This window comes from Nocardia arseniciresistens (assembly GCF_046764875.1).
Taxonomy (GTDB): domain Bacteria; phylum Actinomycetota; class Actinomycetes; order Mycobacteriales; family Mycobacteriaceae; genus Nocardia; species Nocardia arseniciresistens.
This window is the reverse complement of sequence record NZ_JBKORD010000007.1, coordinates 103,973-120,114: the sequence shown is the minus strand read 5'-3', so window position 1 is coordinate 120,114 and position 16,142 is coordinate 103,973. Positions and strand designations below refer to the sequence as shown.

The 16,142-nt window shown below is 66.3% G+C and carries 18 protein-coding genes; 9 read left to right on the top strand and 9 right to left on the bottom strand.

Translation table 11 applies throughout. From position 1 onward, the window contains the following. Nucleotides 1–6: 6 nt before the first annotated feature. Nucleotides 7–969 (bottom strand): metallophosphoesterase, encoded by a 963-nt coding sequence (locus ACLMAJ_RS14535; protein ID WP_412014188.1) that lies wholly within the window; start codon nucleotides 967–969, stop codon nucleotides 7–9. A 133-nt stretch (nucleotides 970–1,102) separates the two neighbouring features. Between ACLMAJ_RS14535 and ACLMAJ_RS14530 the strand changes: the two genes are divergently transcribed. Beyond that, nucleotides 1,103–1,567: a GatB/YqeY domain-containing protein gene (locus tag ACLMAJ_RS14530; RefSeq protein WP_412014187.1), complete on the top strand. Its 465-nt coding sequence runs from the start codon at nucleotides 1,103–1,105 to the stop codon at nucleotides 1,565–1,567. Nucleotides 1,568–1,639: 72 nt separating this feature from the next. Here the strand turns inward: ACLMAJ_RS14530 and ACLMAJ_RS14525 are convergent, their stop codons facing one another. Next, the gene (locus ACLMAJ_RS14525; RefSeq protein ID WP_412014186.1) at nucleotides 1,640–4,009 is read right to left on the bottom strand and encodes a penicillin-binding protein; all 2,370 of its coding nucleotides are present in this window, start codon (nucleotides 4,007–4,009) and stop codon (nucleotides 1,640–1,642) included. Nucleotides 4,010–4,353: 344 nt separating this feature from the next. On the opposite strand from ACLMAJ_RS14525, the gene ACLMAJ_RS14520 reads away from it, so the two are divergent. Further along, a complete protein-coding gene (locus ACLMAJ_RS14520) occupies nucleotides 4,354–4,677 on the top strand; it encodes a WhiB family transcriptional regulator (protein WP_305082794.1) in 324 nt (107 codons plus the stop codon). A 59-nt stretch (nucleotides 4,678–4,736) separates the two neighbouring features. Here ACLMAJ_RS14520 and bagB read toward each other — a convergent pair whose 3' ends face one another. Together bagB and bagA are read right to left on the bottom strand one after the other, a co-directional pair. Next, nucleotides 4,737–5,891, bottom strand: coding sequence for an ATPase BagB (gene bagB / locus ACLMAJ_RS14515; RefSeq protein ID WP_412014185.1), 1,155 nt, complete (start codon nucleotides 5,889–5,891; stop codon nucleotides 4,737–4,739). Next, nucleotides 5,888–6,907, bottom strand: a complete 1,020-nt coding sequence (gene bagA / locus ACLMAJ_RS14510) for an ATPase BagA (protein WP_412014427.1) — start codon at nucleotides 6,905–6,907, stop codon at nucleotides 5,888–5,890. Before bagA ends, bagB begins: the two co-directional genes overlap by 4 nt. A 183-nt stretch (nucleotides 6,908–7,090) precedes the next feature. Between bagA and sp36 the strand changes: the two genes are divergently transcribed. The 3 genes from sp36 to ACLMAJ_RS14495 are packed head-to-tail and all read left to right on the top strand — an operon-like array spanning nucleotide 7,091 to nucleotide 8,565. Then, the gene (sp36, locus tag ACLMAJ_RS14505; RefSeq protein WP_412014184.1) at nucleotides 7,091–7,252 is read left to right on the top strand and encodes a Sp36 family protein; all 162 of its coding nucleotides are present in this window, start codon (nucleotides 7,091–7,093) and stop codon (nucleotides 7,250–7,252) included. A 16-nt stretch (nucleotides 7,253–7,268) separates the two neighbouring features. Further along, a complete protein-coding gene (locus ACLMAJ_RS14500; protein WP_412014183.1) occupies nucleotides 7,269–7,727 on the top strand; it encodes a RidA family protein in 459 nt (152 codons plus the stop codon). A 43-nt stretch (nucleotides 7,728–7,770) separates the two neighbouring features. Further along, on the top strand, nucleotides 7,771–8,565 hold the full coding sequence (locus tag ACLMAJ_RS14495) for an MBL fold metallo-hydrolase (protein WP_412014182.1): 795 nt from the start codon (nucleotides 7,771–7,773) through the stop codon (nucleotides 8,563–8,565). 103 nt (nucleotides 8,566–8,668) lie between these two features. Here ACLMAJ_RS14495 and ACLMAJ_RS14490 read toward each other — a convergent pair whose 3' ends face one another. Further along, nucleotides 8,669–9,343, bottom strand: coding sequence for a Crp/Fnr family transcriptional regulator (locus ACLMAJ_RS14490; protein ID WP_067517152.1), 675 nt, complete (start codon nucleotides 9,341–9,343; stop codon nucleotides 8,669–8,671). A gap of 146 nt (nucleotides 9,344–9,489) precedes the next feature. Beyond that, on the bottom strand, nucleotides 9,490–9,732 hold the full coding sequence (locus tag ACLMAJ_RS14485; RefSeq protein WP_412014181.1) for a hypothetical protein: 243 nt from the start codon (nucleotides 9,730–9,732) through the stop codon (nucleotides 9,490–9,492). Between the two features lie 163 nt (nucleotides 9,733–9,895). On the opposite strand from ACLMAJ_RS14485, the gene nth reads away from it, so the two are divergent. The 4 genes from nth to ACLMAJ_RS14465 are packed head-to-tail and all read left to right on the top strand — an operon-like array spanning nucleotide 9,896 to nucleotide 13,204. Continuing rightward, nucleotides 9,896–10,657, top strand: coding sequence for an endonuclease III (gene nth / locus ACLMAJ_RS14480; RefSeq protein WP_412014180.1), 762 nt, complete (start codon nucleotides 9,896–9,898; stop codon nucleotides 10,655–10,657). Then, nucleotides 10,654–11,292 carry a TlpA family protein disulfide reductase gene (locus tag ACLMAJ_RS14475; RefSeq protein ID WP_412014179.1) on the top strand — a complete coding sequence of 213 codons (639 nt, stop codon included), beginning with the start codon at nucleotides 10,654–10,656 and terminating at the stop codon, nucleotides 11,290–11,292. Before nth ends, ACLMAJ_RS14475 begins: the two co-directional genes overlap by 4 nt. After that, nucleotides 11,289–12,014 (top strand): NUDIX hydrolase, encoded by a 726-nt coding sequence (locus tag ACLMAJ_RS14470; RefSeq protein WP_412014178.1) that lies wholly within the window; start codon nucleotides 11,289–11,291, stop codon nucleotides 12,012–12,014. Before ACLMAJ_RS14475 ends, ACLMAJ_RS14470 begins: the two co-directional genes overlap by 4 nt. Then, the gene (locus tag ACLMAJ_RS14465) at nucleotides 12,011–13,204 is read left to right on the top strand and encodes a MarP family serine protease (RefSeq protein WP_412014177.1); all 1,194 of its coding nucleotides are present in this window, start codon (nucleotides 12,011–12,013) and stop codon (nucleotides 13,202–13,204) included. Before ACLMAJ_RS14470 ends, ACLMAJ_RS14465 begins: the two co-directional genes overlap by 4 nt. A 43-nt stretch (nucleotides 13,205–13,247) precedes the next feature. On the opposite strand, the gene ACLMAJ_RS14460 is transcribed toward ACLMAJ_RS14465, so the two are convergent. The 3 genes from ACLMAJ_RS14460 to nhaA are packed head-to-tail and all read right to left on the bottom strand — an operon-like array spanning nucleotide 13,248 to nucleotide 15,997. After that, the gene (locus ACLMAJ_RS14460; protein WP_412014176.1) at nucleotides 13,248–14,183 is read right to left on the bottom strand and encodes an alpha/beta fold hydrolase; all 936 of its coding nucleotides are present in this window, start codon (nucleotides 14,181–14,183) and stop codon (nucleotides 13,248–13,250) included. Between the two features lie 47 nt (nucleotides 14,184–14,230). After that, a complete protein-coding gene (locus tag ACLMAJ_RS14455; protein WP_412014175.1) occupies nucleotides 14,231–14,737 on the bottom strand; it encodes a phage holin family protein in 507 nt (168 codons plus the stop codon). A gap of 39 nt (nucleotides 14,738–14,776) precedes the next feature. Further along, nucleotides 14,777–15,997: a Na+/H+ antiporter NhaA gene (gene nhaA / locus ACLMAJ_RS14450; protein WP_412014174.1), complete on the bottom strand. Its 1,221-nt coding sequence runs from the start codon at nucleotides 15,995–15,997 to the stop codon at nucleotides 14,777–14,779. Nucleotides 15,998–16,142 lie beyond the last annotated feature (145 nt).

Below are 16,142 nucleotides of genomic sequence, written 5' to 3'. Positions count from 1 at the left end.
GCGACCCTAGCGGGCGATGGCCTCCGAAGCCGAAACACCCTGCCCGCTGTCGGCAAGAGGCCGCCTCGGCGGTGCGGCGACCAGCGTCACGAGTGTCGCCTCCGGTCGGCAGCAGAAGCGGTACGGTGCCCACGGCGAGGTGCCAAGGCCTGCGGAAACGTACAGCTGGGTGTGCTCGCCCCACTTCGAGGCGCCCTTCACCCGGGAGCGATCGATACCGCAGTTGGTCACCAGCGCACCGTATCCGGGCAGACATAGCTGTCCGCCGTGCGTGTGCCCAGCCATCACCAGGTCGTAGCCGTCCTCGGCGAACCGATCGAGTACCCGTGGCTCGGGTGAGTGGGTCAGGCCGATGCTCAGGTCGGCCAATGGATTCGGGGCGCCGGCGACGGTGTCGTACCGGTCGCGCTGCAGGTGCGGATCGTCGACACCCGCGGTAGCGATCCGGATGCCCGCGACCTCGACATCGCGGCGCACATGGGTCAGATCCAGCCAACCGCGCTCGGTGAACGCCGCGCGCAGGTCCTTCCACGGCAGCGGCGCGCCGTACACGCGGCGGTGGTCCTTCTTGAAGTACTTCGCCGGGTTCTTCGGCACCGGCGCGAAGTAGTCGTTGCTGCCGAAAATGAAAAGACCAGGGCGGGAAAGCAATCCGCCGAGGGCCTGAACAACCGCAGGCACCGACTTCTGGTGCGACAGGTTGTCACCGGTGTTGACAACCAGGTCCGGCTCCAGCCGATCGAGCTCACGCAGCCACTGCTGCTTGAGCTTCTGCCCCGGCATCATGTGCAGATCGCTGATGTGCAGCACCCGTAGGGATGCCGAACCCGGCTGCAGCACCGGCATGGTCGCCTCACGCAACGCGAAGGCGTTTCGTTCGATCAACGAGGCGTAGCCGACACCGGCCACCGCGGCCCCGGCGGCTCCCAACGCAGTTCGTCGGATGGCGGAGGTCGAGATTACGGGCATTTGCCCAGCATAGGTGACCCCGGTGAGGATCGCCGAGTGTGTTTACGCACAAGCGTCCGGATGTCCGGTCCGAAACCGGACCCCACGGCAAATGTAGTGGGCCAGACCCGTACGAACGGCTACCGTGTTGCGCATGTCGGAACTCAAATCGCAGCTGCGTGCGGACATGACCGCCGCGATGAAAGCAAAGGACAAGCTGCGCCTCGCCACCCTGCGAATGCTGCTGGCTGCCGTCCAGAACGCCGAGGTCGCGGGCTCGCAGGCGCGCGAGCTGTCCGACGCCGACGTCATTGCCGTGTTGCAGAAAGAGGCGAAGAAGCGCAGCGAGTCGGCCGAGATCTTTGCCCAGGCAGGCCGCGGTGAGCTGGCCGCCAACGAACACGCCGAGGCGCGGATCATCGCCGAGTACCTGCCGACCCAACTGTCGGACGCGGAGGTAGCCCATGTCGCCGACACCGCGATCGCCCAGGTCGCCGAGGAGTTGGGGGAGCGGCCGGGTATGCGTCAGATGGGCCAGGTGATGAAGGCCGCCACCGCGATCGCGAAGGGTAAGGCCGACGGCTCGCGCATCTCGGCCGCCGTCAAAGCCCGCCTCTAGTCCTCGTCCTGCGAAAGCGTCCTGTGAAAACACCGCCGACCCGGCGCATTGCGTCCGGGTCGGCGGTGTTTTCTATCGTGGGAAGCCGGGGATGGGGATCGGAATCGGGATGGGTGGCAACCGCGGTGGTGGCGGCAAGCCCGGCACGCCCGGCGGCGGACCTGGTGGCGGTGCGGCCCGTTCGGTGCCGTCACTGACGTAGATCGTGATGACCGAGCCGGGGATCGCCGAGCCATTCGGCGCGGTTCCCATCACAGTGCCCTTCGGTTGTGCTCCGACTCCGTTCACCGGCGAAACCTGGAAGCCCGCGGCGACCAGTGCTGCGGTCGCCTCGCCCTGTGACATGTTCGCGACGTCGGGCACCTGCGCGCCATTGGACCCACGAACGTACTTGTCGTCCAGCGGTGGCAGGCCGGGCGGCGGGAAGTTCGGTACCACCGGCTTGATCGCGTTGAACCAGGTGCGGGCCGGTTCGTTACCGCCGAAGAGGTTTCCGTCGCCGCAGCTGCGCAGCGGGAACGAGCAGATCTCACCCGGCGTCGGGCTGTCACCGTAGACGTAGGCCGCGGCGGCGAGTGCGTTGGTGAAGCCGACGAAGGCGGAGGAGCGGTGGCTTTCGGTGGTTCCCGTCTTTGCCGACAGCGGCAAGTTCCAGCCTGTCGACTGGGCCGCGCCCGCCGCGGTGCCGCTGATGTCGTCCTTACTCATGGCATTGGCGAGGGTGTTGGCCAGGCCGGGCTCGACGACCTGCTCGCAGGCCTGCTGAGTCAGCGGCACCGTCTTACCGGAGCGGTCGATCACTTCTCTGATCGGTGACGGCGGGCACCACCGGCCACCGGAACCGATCGTCGCGGCGACGTTCGAGAGCTCCAGCGGGTTGATCGCGACAGGACCGAGGGTGAACGAGCCGAGGTTCTGTTCCTTCATCATGTCCGCGAGGCTCTGGTTGCCGTGCCCTGAGCTGCCAGGTTCGGTGTAGGAGCGCATGCCGAGCCGGACCGCCATATCGACGGTCGGGGTGACACCAACGGCCTGGATCAGCTTGACGAACGCGGTGTTCGGCGAGGTGGCCAACGCCTCGGTCACCGACATCGGCGACTTGTACTTGCCCGCGTTCTCGACGCAGTAGGTCGCGGGCGGGCAGCCGCGGGCGCCACCGTTGCCCATGCCTCTTGCCTCGAATCGGCCGGGCACATCGAGTTGGGAGTTGATACCGAGGCCCTTCTCCATGGCCGCGGCGGTGGTGAAGATCTTGAAAATAGATCCCGCGCCGTCACCGACCATCGAATAAGGCTGCGGTTGCACGGTTTCGTTCGCGTCCCGGTTGAGGCCGTAGGTGCGACTGCTCGCCATCGCGATCAGTGGATGTGAGTCCTGCCCTGGCCCGACCACCGACATGACCTGTGCGATGTCCTCGAGGTTCGGGTTGGCCGCCTCGGACACCGACCGCTTCACCGAATCCTGCACCGCGGGATCGAGGGTGGTCTTGATCAGGTAGCCGCCCTTGTCGATCTGCTCGCGGCTGATGCCCGCGTTGGCCAGATATTGCAGCGCGTAGTCGCAGAAGAACCCGCGATCGTGGGCGGCGATGCAGCCGCGCGGCAGGCCCTTCGGCTCCGGCAGCACGCCGAGAGCTTCGTCCTTGGCCTTGCGGAATTCTTCGGCGCGGCTCGGGATGTTCTGGATCATCGTGTCCAGCACGGTGTTACGCCGAACCGTCACGCCGCCGGGATTGGTGTAGGGGTTCAGCTTCGAGCTGCTTTGCACCATGCCTGCCAGCATCGCCGCCTGCGGCACATTCAGCTCGGCGGCGTCGATACCGAAGTAGGTCTGCGCCGCGTCCTGAATGCCGTAGGAGGCGTTGCCGAACGGGACAAGGTTCAGATACCTGGTGAGGATCTCGTCCTTGGTCAGCTCCGAGTCCAGCGTGAGCGCCATCCGGATCTCACGGATTTTGCGCGCGGGAGTGGTCTCGATGGCCGCGCGGCGCTCGGCGTCGGTCTTGGCGACGACGAGCAGTTGGAAGTTCTTCACGTACTGCTGGTCGAGCGTGGAGGCGCCCTGCTGGACGTCGCCACTTGTCGTATTGGTGAGGAACGCGCGCATCGTGCCCTGCCAGTCCACACCGGCGTGCTCCGCGAAGCGCTTGTCCTCGATGGAGACGATCGCCAATTTCATGTTGTTGGAGATCTTGTCGCTTGGAACCTCGAATCTGCGCTGCTCATAGAGCCAGGCGATCGGTGCTCCAGTCGCGTCGACCATGGTCGAGACGGCGGGGGCGGTGCCCTCCACCAGCTCTGCGGACACGTTGTCTACGGCATCGGCGGCACGGTTGGAAACGAATCCGAAGCCGCCTGCGAGGGGGAACAGCATTCCTGCGATAAGCACCGCGGCCAGCGCGCAGCTGCCGGCCAGCCTCGCGAGCGTTTGTGTGATCGGCACGATCCCCAGCCTACGGGGTGGTGTTCTGACCGGAACTCGCGGTTCGCGGGGCCCGCTTGGCGTGTCGCTGAGCGGCTTCCGGCGTGTCGCAAGAGGGCCAAAGTGCGTGTCGAGTCGACCGCCCGGTTCTCTATCACGTTTGGAGGGACGGACGTACCAAAAAGTCTCGGATCGGTCTTGCGCTCGAGGCCAACCTTTACCTAGATTGAGAACCCAGTGTGATAGAGCTAACACTCAAAGTGGAATGTGGTGCGGTTCGCAGCGGGGTTTGGGTTGCTGCGACGCTGACACGCGATTCTGGAGCGCCGTTGACCCGGTGTTCGGACTGCAAAGGGGCACACCAAATGCACATGACAACCCCCATCGCTCGATTGGACGTAGAGCAGGCCGAAGCAAGGATCGCCTGGGTAGCCCAGGCCCGATGCAAGGAAGTAGATCCCGATCAACTGTTCGTCCGTGGCGCTGCCCAGCGCAAAGCCGCGACAATCTGCAGGCACTGCCCGGTGCTGATGCAGTGTGGGGCGGACGCCCTCGATAATCGTGTCGAATTCGGTGTGTGGGGTGGCATGACCGAGCGGCAGCGGCGTGCGCTGTTGAAGCAGCACCCCGAGGTGACTTCCTGGTCGGACTTCTTCCAGGCCCAGCGTCAGCACCAGGTGGCGATCTAACCCCTAGCCGAATGCGACCGAGCCCGCGGAAGCGGGCTCGGTCGGCGTTGCGGGGCATATCAATCGGATATTACGAGCGGCTCGGGAGCAGGGGTGCCCGTGAGCTGATTACCGACCACCCGCAGCGCCTCCAGATCGGAAACTTCGAAGGGCAAAGCGGTCACCGAGACGATCGGAACCCGCGGATGCGCGCCCGTAAAACGATGCAACAGATTCCTCTCGCGCTTCGCGGTGGCGACCCGCTGTGCATGGATCCGCAACACCGATGAAGTGATCGGATCGGTCTCGGCCAGTTGGTCGGCAGCGGTCCGCGCGTGGTCGGCGGACAGGGTGCTCAGCACTGGATGCGTCCGGTTCAGTACCAGCCCGGCCAGCGGCATCCGTTCGGTCGAGAGCCGGTCGACGAAGAACGAAGCCTCGCGCAGCGCGTCGGGCTCGGCGGCCGCGACCACCAGGAAATGGGTGCCGGGCTTGGACAGCATCGCGTAGGTTCGGTCGGCGCGGTCCTGAAATCCGCCGAACAGCGATTCCAGCGATTGCAAGAAATTCGACGCGTCCTTGAGCATCTGGCCGCCGACGATGGTGGACACGCCACGCACCGCCAGGCTCATCGCACCGGTCACCAATCGGGTGACGCCGCGGCCCGGCGCCATGATGACCCGAATCATTCTGCCGTTGAGAAAATTGCCGAGCCGCTTGGGCGCGTCGAGGAAGTCGAGCGCGTTGCGTGAGGGGGGAGTGTCGACCACGATCAGGTCCCACTCCTTGCGGCCCGCCAGCTGCCCCAGTTTCTCCATGGCCATGTACTCCTGCGTTCCGCCGAAGGAGGAGGCGACCGTTTGATAGAAGGGGTTGGCGAAAATCTGCTCGGCCTTGTCCGGGCTGGTGTGTTCGAGCACCATGTCGTCGAAGGTGCGGCGCATATTGAGCATCATCGCGTGCAGTTCGCCCTTGGCCTCCGGGCCGAGCGGCACCCGCTGCGGAGCGTTGTCCAGATCGGCGACGCCGAGTGACTGGGCCAGTCGGCGGGCCGGGTCGATGGTCAGCACCACAACCTTGCGGCCGAGTTCGGCCGCGCGCAGCGCGATCGCCGCCGCTGTGGTCGTTTTGCCGACGCCGCCGGAGCCGCAGCAGACGACAACCCGGGCGGTGCGGTCCGCGATTATCTCCGAAATATCTAGTGGTACGGCCACATTCGAGCTCGGCGTGCTCATCGGACTCCCTGCGCGCTCAGATGTTCGGCCAGTTCGTACAGGCCACCAAGGTCGATCCCGTCCGCGAGGGCAGGCAGGTAGAGCCGCGACACGTCGATCTTGGCGAGTTCGGCCGCGCTGTCGTCCTGCGCTTGCAGAGTGGCGGCGTGCTCGACCGTTTCGGTGATCAGGCCTTCGAAATCCTCGTCCGACAAGGAGATTCCCGCCGTGGTCAGCCCGGCCCGGATGGCGTCGCCGTCCAGCGCTCCTTCGGCGGCCGCCCCGCGCGCCTCGGCGGGCAGCAGACCTTCGCTCGCCCGGTTCACGATCACCGCGCCGATGCGCAGGTCGGCGGCGGTGAGCTCGGCGAGCGCGTCGGCGGTCTCCTGTACCGGGAGGGCTTCGAGAAGGGTGACCAGGTGAATCATCGTCTGATCGGAGTGCAGCAGCTTCGAGACGCCCTCGGATTGCGACGCGATCGGCCCGCCCTTGGCCACCTCGGCCATGGCCTGGGTGACGTCGAGGAAGCTGGCGATCCGGCCGGTCGGCGGCGCGTCGACCACGATTTCGTCGTAAGCGGGCTTGCCCGCCTTGTCCTTGCGGACGGCGCACTCCTTGATCTTGCCGGTCAGGATGACGTCGCGGAGGCCAGGTGCGATCGTGGTGACGAACTCGATGGCGCCCATGCGGCGCATCGCGCGTCCCGCGAAGCCGAGGTTGTAGAACATATCGAGGTATTCGAGGAAGGCATGCTCGATATCGAGCGCGAGCGCGACCACCTCGCCGCCGCCGTCGGCGGTGGCGATCCTGGTTTCGGTCGGCGGCAGTGGCGGCAGATCGAACAGCTGGGCAATGGACTGCCTGCTCTCTACCTCGACAAGCAGTACCCGCCGCCCACCCGCGGCAAGTGCGAGCGCGAGTGCTGCGGCCACCGTGGACTTTCCGGTTCCCCCTTTTCCGGACACGTAATGCAAGCGGGCCTTTTCCGCCCGTTTCGGCCAACCCGTTTCAAGCCCCGGCTCCGCCGAAATGGGCACTGCTGTTGGTACTCCCACGAGCGCGAGCCTATAACCCGTTCTGAGATCGCGCCCGAGGGATAGGGTTACCGGTCGATTCGCAGCCCGTTCTGTACCAGACAGTGAGACGTCGGGTGGCGTGCGGTCGGTGAACCTACCGTGCCGCGGGCGCGGCGAATTCCACACATCTATACGCTCACCGCTATGAGTGAAGTGACCCTGTGGGAGTACGCGACCGTTCCACTTCTGACGCACGCGACCAAGCAGATTCTCGACCAGTGGGGTTCGGATGGCTGGGAGCTGGTGGCGGTGCTGCCTGGCCCGACCGGCGAGCAGCACGTCGCGTACCTCAAGCGGCCCAAGTAGAGAAGGAACGACACCAATGACCCAGTGGGAGAAGAACCTCACCAGGCTCGGATTGACCCTGCCTCCGGTGGCGGCGCCTGTCGCGGCCTATATCCCGGCGATCCGCACCGGCTCGCTCGTGTATACCTCCGGTCAGCTGCCGTTCGTCGACGGAAAACTGTCGGTGGTCGGCAAGGTCGGCGCCGAGGTGTCGATCGAGGAGGCCAAGGAAGCCGCGAAGCTGTGTGCGCTGAACGCGCTCGCCGCCGTGCACGACCTGGTCGGTCTGGACGCGGTCGTCCGGATCGTGAAGGTGCTCGGATTCGTGGCCTCCGCGCCGGGCTTCGGCGAACAGCCGGTGGTGATCAACGGTGCGTCGGAGCTTTTCGGCGAGGTGTTCGGCGACGCGGGTAAGCACGCGCGCTCCGCGGTAGGCGTGTCCGAGTTGCCGAGGAACACTCCCGTCGAGGTCGAAATCATCGCCGAGGTGCGTTAGACAGGTTGTCGGACACTAATTTTCGATCGACTGGGGTAATCCGATGACGCTGACTCATCCCGCCTACGGGCAGCTGCGACAGGTCACCTCGACCGCCGCGGTTCTGCTCGCGGACAACCCGGGCCAGATGACCCTGGAAGGCACCAACACCTGGATTCTGCGAGCGCCTGGCGAGTCGAGCTATGTGGTGGTCGACCCTGGGCCGAAGGACAAAACGCACAGCGAGGCCATCGCGCGGGTCACCGAGGGCAATATCGCCCTCACGTTGATCACCCATCGGCATCACGATCACACCGGCGGCATCGACCGGCTTGTCGAGCTCACCGGAACCCCGGTGCGGGCCAAGACCGCTGAGTTCCTGCAAGGTTCCGACGCGACACTGGTCGACGGCGAGGTGATCGAGGCGGCCGGGCTACACATCACCGCTCTCGACACCCCCGGCCACACTCTCGACTCGGTGAGTTTCGTGCTCCAGGATGCCGTGCTGACCGGCGACACCATCCTCGGCAGCGGCACAACAGTGCTCGATTCCAGCGATGGCACGCTCGCCGACTACCTGGTCTCGCTGGACCGGCTGGCCGAGGTGGGTGCGGGACGCGCACTACTTCCCGCACACGGACCGGATCACCCGGACCTCGAGCCGGTCGCCAGGTACTACATCACGCACCGGCACGAACGTCTCGCGCAGGTGCGCGAAGCGCTGCGCGTGCTCGGGCCGGACGCGGGTGCGATGGCGGTGGTGCGGAGGGTCTACGCCGACGTCGACAAGCGACTGTGGCTGGCCGCCCGCAGTTCGGTACAGGCGCAGCTGGAATACCTGCGCGCAACCCAACCCTGACCCTATCCAGGCGAACGCCGGAGCTGGTCGCGACCACAGAGCGTTGGTTACGACCCGGTCCGGGCGGTTCGCCTGGATGACGGGTAAGGCTTTCCGAGCAGGCTCAGCGCGCGCGCCGGGCCAGTCGCTCGGAGTCGGAGATGAGCACGCTCTTGCCCTCGAGCCGCAGCCAACCGCGGTGCGCGAAGTCGGCGAGAGCCTTGTTCACGGTTTCGCGGGAGGCGCCGACCAGCTGGGCGATCTCCTCCTGGGTGAGGTCATGGGTGACCCGCAGCGCGCCCGCCTCCTGGGTGCCGAAGCGCTGAGCGAGCTGCAGCAGCGCCTTGGCAACCCGGCCGGGGACATCGGTGAAGATGAGGTCGGCCAGGTTGTTGTTGGTACGACGCAGCCGCCGAGCGAGAACCCGAAGCAGCTGCTCCGCGATCTCCGGTCGCTGGTCGATCCAGGACTTGAGTGCGTCACGGTCCATGGTGACCGCGCGGACCTCGGTGACCGTTGTAGCGGTCGAGGTACGCGGGCCGGGGTCGAAGATCGACAGTTCGCCGAACATGTCGGACGGCCCCATGATGGTCAGCAGATTTTCTCTGCCGTCCGGGGAACGTCGTCCGATCTTCACCTTGCCGGACGTGATGATGAACAACCGGTCGCCTGGTTCGCCCTCGTTGAAGATGACATGGCCGCGTGGAAAATCCACGGGCTGCAGTTGTTTGGCGAGAGCCGCGACCGCGGTCGGCTCTACGCCCTGGAAGATGCCTGCTCTGGCGAGGGCCTCGTCCACGAATGTGCTCCTTATGGGAAATGGCTCTGTCCTGGACCGAACCGACTCGGCCAACAGCGCAGTCTACGCGGCATTGTGCCAGCGCAGTGACAGACACCACGTATCGAGTGGATAGATCGGCGCGCCGATGCGGGCTTCGGCCCAGCTCAGCTCGCGCGAGCGACGTCCAATTCTTCTCCGCGGGACCGGCGCTTTCGCGTCCGTGCCACCGCGGTCGGCAGTCCGAGCTTCGTCAGCTCCTTCACCTCGGGGTTGCTGGCCTTGTCCAGGTAGTGCTGAACCTCTTCGTCGGGCTCGAGAAGGTTTCGGAGCCGATTCTCGACCCGCTCCATGCCCAGTGCGAACAGCATCAACAGCACTGGGAAGAGCACCACAGCGAGTCCTTGCATATCGAGCAGTAAACACGGCTCAGGTCTCAGATGGAACACGGCAGTTGATCTGAACGGGCAACGTTGTGCGGAGGTTCCGTATGGTGGACCGGTGCGTGTCTCTCCCTCCACAACCGCCGTGAACGGGCCTTCGTCTGCCCGCTCGGCGACCGATCCGCAACCCGTGACTGCCGCAGTCCCGAATCGGAAAAACCGGGCCCGACAGGCGGAAACGCAGTTGGGTCTGGTGCGTAGGGCACGCCGGATGTACCGGACGCTGATAGTCGCCTTCCCCGACGCGCATTGTGAGCTGGATTTCACTACGCCACTCGAATTGGCCGTCGCCACAATACTTTCCGCGCAGTGCACCGATGTGCGGGTGAACCTCACCACACCCGCGCTGTTCGCCGCCTACCCGGACGCGCGCTCGTATGCCGAGGCAAACCGCGCAGAGCTGGAGGAATACATCCGGCCGACCGGATTCTTCCGCAACAAGACGAGCTCGCTCATCGGCCTCGGGCAGGTGCTCGTCGAACGGTATGACGGTGAACTACCTCACACTCTCGACGAACTCGTGAAGTTGCCGGGCATCGGTCGCAAGACGGCGAACGTCATTCTCGGCAACGCCTTCGACGTGCCGGGAATCACGGTCGACACCCACTTCGGCCGCTTGGTGCGGCGCTGGGGCTGGACCGATGAGGAAGATCCGGTGAAGGTCGAACACATCGTCGGCGCGCTGATCGAGCGCAAGGACTGGACGATGCTGTCGCATCGGGTGATATTCCACGGGCGCAGGGTGTGCCATGCCCGTAAACCGGCCTGCGGTGTGTGCGTGCTCGCGAAGGATTGCCCGTCGTTCGGCGTCGGGCCGACCGATCCGGAAACCGCGGCGAAGCTCGTGAAAGGTCCGGAGGCGGAGCACTTGCTCGAGCTGGTGGGACGGTGACGCGGGTACCTCTCTGGGTGCGCTTGGCGTTGGCCGGTTTGATCACGGTGGTTGCACTCGGGGTGGCACTGTGGCCGCGCGGCGACGGCGATGACCGAACGGCAGTCGGTGGCGATCAGGCGCACCAGAGTGCATTGGTATCCGAACAGTCGCGCGCCGAGGCAGGCCTGAGGTCGTGTCCACTGCCCGCGGCGGACGCGGTCGGGCGCGGCCCGCTCGCGGGGATCACGCTGAGCTGCCTTGCCGACGGCAAATCCGTCGACCTGGCCGCCGCGTTGGCAGGCAAGCCCGCGCTGCTGAATCTGTGGGCGTATTGGTGCAGGCCGTGCGCTGCGGAGTTGCCGTATCTACAGGAGTACGCGCACCGAGCGGGGAACGCGATTACCGTGCTGACCGTGCACAGCGATCCGGATGAGGCCAAGGGGCTTGCGCTGCTGACAGGTTTGAAAGTGACACTGCCCGGCGTGTTGGACGCGGACACCCGGGTGCGCAACGCCGTCGGTGCGCCGGCCGTGCTGCCGATATCGGTGCTGTTGCGCGCGGACGGATCCGTCGCGAAGGTGATCGTGCGTCCGTTCGATGGCGTCGACGACATCGCCGACACCGTCGCGAGTGAACTGGGAGTCGCGGCATGACAGCTCCGATGCCGGAGAACATCCCCTCATGGCTACGCAAGGCGGCCGAGCCGGGCACCGAGGGCACCGACGGCACCGACACGCTGTCGCTGGACCGGGCACTGCGCCGGGCGATGACCATCACGAGCGCACCTCGACAGGCTGCCGTGCTGGTGTTGTTCAGCGGTTCGCCCGACCCGGATCCGGACGCACCGGGCGGCTTGCCCGCCGATGCGGATGTGCTGCTCACCCAGCGCGCGTCCACCATGCGTCAGCATCGCGGCCAGGTCGCTTTCCCGGGCGGCGAGGTCGACGCCGGGGATACCGGACCGATCGACACCGCGCTGCGCGAGGCGTGCGAGGAGACCGGGCTGGAGCGCGAGGGTGTGGAACCGCTTGCCGTGCTACCGAAGCTGTTCGTGCCGCCGTCCCGCTTCGACGTGACCCCCGTCGTCGCCTATTGGCGCACGCCGCACGCGGTCGGTGTGGTGAACGAGGGCGAGACCGAGCGGGTGGTTCGGGTGCCGCTCGCCGAGCTGCTCGATCCGGCGAACCGCTTTCTGGTCCGCGGCAGCCTCGGCTTTCAGAGTCCCGCGTTCCAGGTGGACGGGATGCTGGTGTGGGGGCTGACCGGCGGTATCCTCGCAGGGCTGTTCAAAGCCGCTGACTGGGAGCGGGATTGGGATCGAAACGACGTACGTGACCTCGAAACTTCGCTGGCTGCTGTGGGGATGACTTTATGAGTTCATCGGCCTGGCTCGACATCGCCGTCGTGCTGCTCGCATTGCTGTGCGCATCGTCGGGCTGGCGATCGGGGGCCGTCGCGTCCGCGCTCGCCTTCCTCGGCGTCGTGCTCGGTGCGGTCGCGGGCATTCTGATCGCGCCGCACATCCTGGTCCACGTCGACGAGGGCCGCACCAGGGTGCTCACCGGCGTGCTGCTGATCGTGGTGCTCGTGATCGTCGGTGAGGTCGCGGGGATGGTGCTCGGCAGGGCCGCGCGCGGTGGCATGCGGCATTCGCTGACCCGCAGCGTGGACAGCGCGGTCGGTGCGGTGCTGCAGGCGGTGGCCGTGCTGGTCACCGCCTGGCTGCTGGCGCTGCCGCTCGCCTCCTCGTCACAACCCGCGATCGCCACCGCGATCAACGGATCCAGGGTGCTCGCCGACGTCAACGAGGTCGCGCCGAACTGGCTGCGCAGGCTGCCGAACGAATTCTCCAGGCTGCTGAACACCTCCGGGCTGCCGGACGTCATCGGACCGTTCGGTCGCGCGCCGATCGCGGCCGTCGAACCGCCCGATCCGAGTGTGCTCGCCAGCCCCGTCGCGGCCTCGCTGCAGCAGAGCGTGCTGCGTATCCGCGGTGTCGCGCCGAGTTGCCAACGCGCGCTGGAGGGTTCCGGCTTCGTGATCGCCCCGGAACGGGTGATGACGAACGCGCACGTTGTCGCGGGCACCACGAGTGTCCAGGTGGACACCGCTCGTGGTCCGCTGGACGCGACCGTCGTGCTGTTCGACCCGTCCAAGGACGTCGCGGTGCTGGCGGTGCCCAACCTCACCTCGCCGGTGGTGGTGCAGGCCCCCGCGCCCGCGCGCTCCGGCGACAGTGCCATCGTGCTCGGCTACCCGGGTGGCGGGCCGTACACGGCAAGCGCGGCCAGGGTCCGCGAGACCTTGGATCTGACCGGACCGACCATCTACCGCAACGGCACGGTGGAACGTGAGGTCTACACCGTCCGCGGCCAGGTCAGGGCGGGCAACTCCGGTGGGCCGCTGGTGGATACCGACGGCCAGGTGCTCGGCGTCGTATTCGGCGCCGCCGTCACCGACGACGACACCGGCTATGTCCTCACCCTGGCCGAGGTCCGTGCGCAGTTGGACATGGCACCGGCGGAGAACACAGCTGTCGGTACCGGGGCCTGTGTATTGAGTTAGCCGGACACCGGGGCGGCGTGCCCGCCCCGGTGTCCGGCCGAAGTCAGCCGAGCAGCTTTGCCAGCTCCGCGGTCACGGCGTCAGGGTTTTCCTGATGGGCGAAGTGCCCGGCATTGGGGATGGTTGCCAGCCGGCGCCGCGGTGACCACTGCTGACCGCGTTGAACAGTGCCGCGCAGCAGGTAGTTGTCCAGTTCGCCTCGAAGAGCCAGCACCGGGATGTCGACCGGCTCGCGCATGGTGGCCATGAAGCGGCGGCCGTCGGGACGCCATTGACTGCGGAAGGCCCAGCGCTGGTACTCCAGCGCACAGTGCGCGGCACCGGGGATCTGGATGGCCGAGCGCATCCGCCTGGCGGTGTCGATGAATTCGACGGTGCCCGACCATGTTCCGCTGACCCGCTGGCGCAGCAGCCGCTCGACTTCGAAGCCGTCCTTTGCGGTCAGCAGACCCTCGGGATACCTGGGCAGCTGGTAGCGCAGGAAACTCGGCAGCCACGCTTTGCGCTGGCGGCCATCGTGCAATACCGCGCTCTTGAGCGCGGCCGGATGCGGCGAACTCACCAGTGCGATAGAACGCACCAGTCGCGGGTGCAGCACCGCTGTGGTCCAGCACACCAGCCCGCCCTCGGCATGGCCGACGAGGGTGGCATCGGTGTAGCCGAGCGCACGGATGAGACCCGCGACATCACCGGCCAGCGTCCAGCCGTCGTAGCCGCGCGGTGGCTTGTCGCTGTCGCCGTAGCCGCGCAGGTCCACCGCCACGGCCCGGTAGCCGAGTTCGGTGAGGCCGGTCAGCTGATGGCGCCATGACCACCAGAAATCCGCGAAGCCGTGCAGCAGCACGACCAGCGGTGCGTCGGCACGGTCGGGAGTGGCCTCGACGACATGGAATCGAATGCCGTTGGCATGAACGTCCCGATGCGTCCATGGTCCGTCGAAACGGACGCTGGACGGATCCGGAATTGGGTTCGACGACACGCCGGTCGAGCCTAGTGGCCGACGTGCGGTAGGGGCGAGGCCACCGCTTAAGTACGCGGCTTGTCGAGTGCGAGCTGGTTCTCGTGCGCGCCCGCGCCGAATCCGCTCGGCAGCACCGTGCGGGCCTGCTTCAGCGAATCGATCGTCTTTTCCGGCGCGCGCAGTTTTTTCACCCGCAGATAGCCGAGTCCGGCCAGTGCCGCGGTCGCGACGATCATCAGCAGGAACACGATCAGGAACGCCGCCCACCGCACCAGCCAGACATCGAGTAGCTCGCCGAGGAAGAAGAAAAAGAAGAAGGTGCTGAACAGCAGCACGGTGAGCGCGAGGATGAAGTAGACGCTGCCCTGCAGCCCCTTCTTGATCTCACCGGTCACCTCCGCCTTGGCCAGCTCCACCTCGGCGCGCACCAGCGTCGACATCTGCTCGGTCGCGTCGCGGACCAGTCCGCCGATGCTGGCCGATCCATTCGGGTGGGCGTCGGTGAGCGGAATCGAGGTGACCGTGCGGTCGCGCCTTGCGTCGTTTCCGTTACCGCCGTTTGTGAAACTCACTTGGTCGACCCTTCTCCCTGTCCAGGCACTGCCTCGGCCTCACTCTTCTGGTTGTAGCGCACGTGCTTCATGACGTGCTCGGTGGACACGCCCACGCCGCAACAGTAGCGCCGAACCGATGAGTGACGCCGCCATTGATGTCACCAACACCGCTGCCTTCGCCAATTCGACGGCGGAGCCGTCTCCGACATCGGCGAGTGCGAGTTCTGCCACTAGAAGGCTAACGGTGAAGCCGATCGCGCCGAGCACCGACAGGGCGAACATGTCGCGGTGGCCGAGATCGGCGGGGCGCTCGGCGATGCCCAACCGAATTGCCAGCCAGCTGATCCCGAAGATGCCGATGGTCTTGCCCAGGAGCAGACCGAGAATGATGGCAAGAGACAGTCTGTCGGTGAACAATTGCCCGAAGACCTTGCCGTCCAACGGAACTCCGGAGGCGAACAGCGCGAACAGCGGCACGCACAGCCCGGCCGAGATCGGCTGGATCAGGTGCTCGAGCCGGGTGGCGGGTGCCTGGTCTTCCCTCTCGTCGGGTCGCACGCGGGTCAGCAGACCGAGCCCGACACCGGCGAGGGTCGGATGGATTCCCGCCTCGTGCAGCGCATACCAGGCGATCAGCGCCAGCGGCACATAGATGACCGGCGAACTGATCCGTCTGTGCTGCGCCAGCGCCCAGCCGCCGAAGCACGCCGCGGCGGCAAGCAGCCATAGCAACGACACCGCGCTGGTGAACAGCACCGCGATCAGCACGATAGCGACCAGATCGTCGACCACCGCCAGGCTGAGCAGGAACACCCGCGCGCTGGCCGGAATGCGGGAACCGGTCATGGCGAGCACAGCGAGCGCGAAGGCGATATCGGTGGCCACCGGAATGGCCCAGCCGCGATCCATTCCGTCCGTACCGAATCCGACTACGAACGCGATCAGCGCGGGGGTGGCGACGCCGCCGAGCGCCGCGATGATCGGCAGCGCCGCGCGCTTGGGATCGGCGAGCTCACCGACGACGAGCTCGCGTTTGAGCTCGAGTCCCGCGACGAAGAAGAAGATGGCGAGCAGGCCGTCCTTGGTCCAGTCGGCCAGTGTCAGATCCAAGTGCAGCGGCGCGATCGGCAGCACTGTCTCGGTCATCGTGAAGTAGCTGTCGCCCCACGGCGAGTTCACCCATAGCAACGCGGTAGCGGCCGCGATGAGAAGGATTGCGCCACCGACGGTTTCGGTGCGTAGATAGCGCGTCAATTCCGAGCGCACTTGGCTGATCACGGGAAACCTTCCGCCAGGGTGGTCAAAGCTGCGGACGCGCAATCCCGCCGAATCGGCTTTCGGGTACCCGACCGCATGCCGACCAGACTTCCCGGCACACCTTACGCAATCCTAACGGATAGGGCCGGTGACGAATATCGCCACC

Coding starts and splice junctions, on each gene's coding strand:
- ACLMAJ_RS14535 (WP_412014188.1), bottom strand. CDS start 969: ATGCCCGTAATCTCGACCTCCGCCATCCGACGAACTGCGTTGGGAGCC.
- ACLMAJ_RS14530 (WP_412014187.1), top strand. CDS start 1,103: ATGTCGGAACTCAAATCGCAGCTGCGTGCGGACATGACCGCCGCGATG.
- ACLMAJ_RS14520 (WP_305082794.1), top strand. CDS start 4,354: ATGCACATGACAACCCCCATCGCTCGATTGGACGTAGAGCAGGCCGAA.
- bagB (WP_412014185.1), bottom strand. CDS start 5,891: ATGAGCACGCCGAGCTCGAATGTGGCCGTACCACTAGATATTTCGGAG.
- sp36 (WP_412014184.1), top strand. CDS start 7,091: ATGAGTGAAGTGACCCTGTGGGAGTACGCGACCGTTCCACTTCTGACG.
- ACLMAJ_RS14500 (WP_412014183.1), top strand. CDS start 7,269: ATGACCCAGTGGGAGAAGAACCTCACCAGGCTCGGATTGACCCTGCCT.
- ACLMAJ_RS14495 (WP_412014182.1), top strand. CDS start 7,771: ATGACGCTGACTCATCCCGCCTACGGGCAGCTGCGACAGGTCACCTCG.
- ACLMAJ_RS14485 (WP_412014181.1), bottom strand. CDS start 9,732: ATGCAAGGACTCGCTGTGGTGCTCTTCCCAGTGCTGTTGATGCTGTTC.
- ACLMAJ_RS14470 (WP_412014178.1), top strand. CDS start 11,289: ATGACAGCTCCGATGCCGGAGAACATCCCCTCATGGCTACGCAAGGCG.
- ACLMAJ_RS14465 (WP_412014177.1), top strand. CDS start 12,011: ATGAGTTCATCGGCCTGGCTCGACATCGCCGTCGTGCTGCTCGCATTG.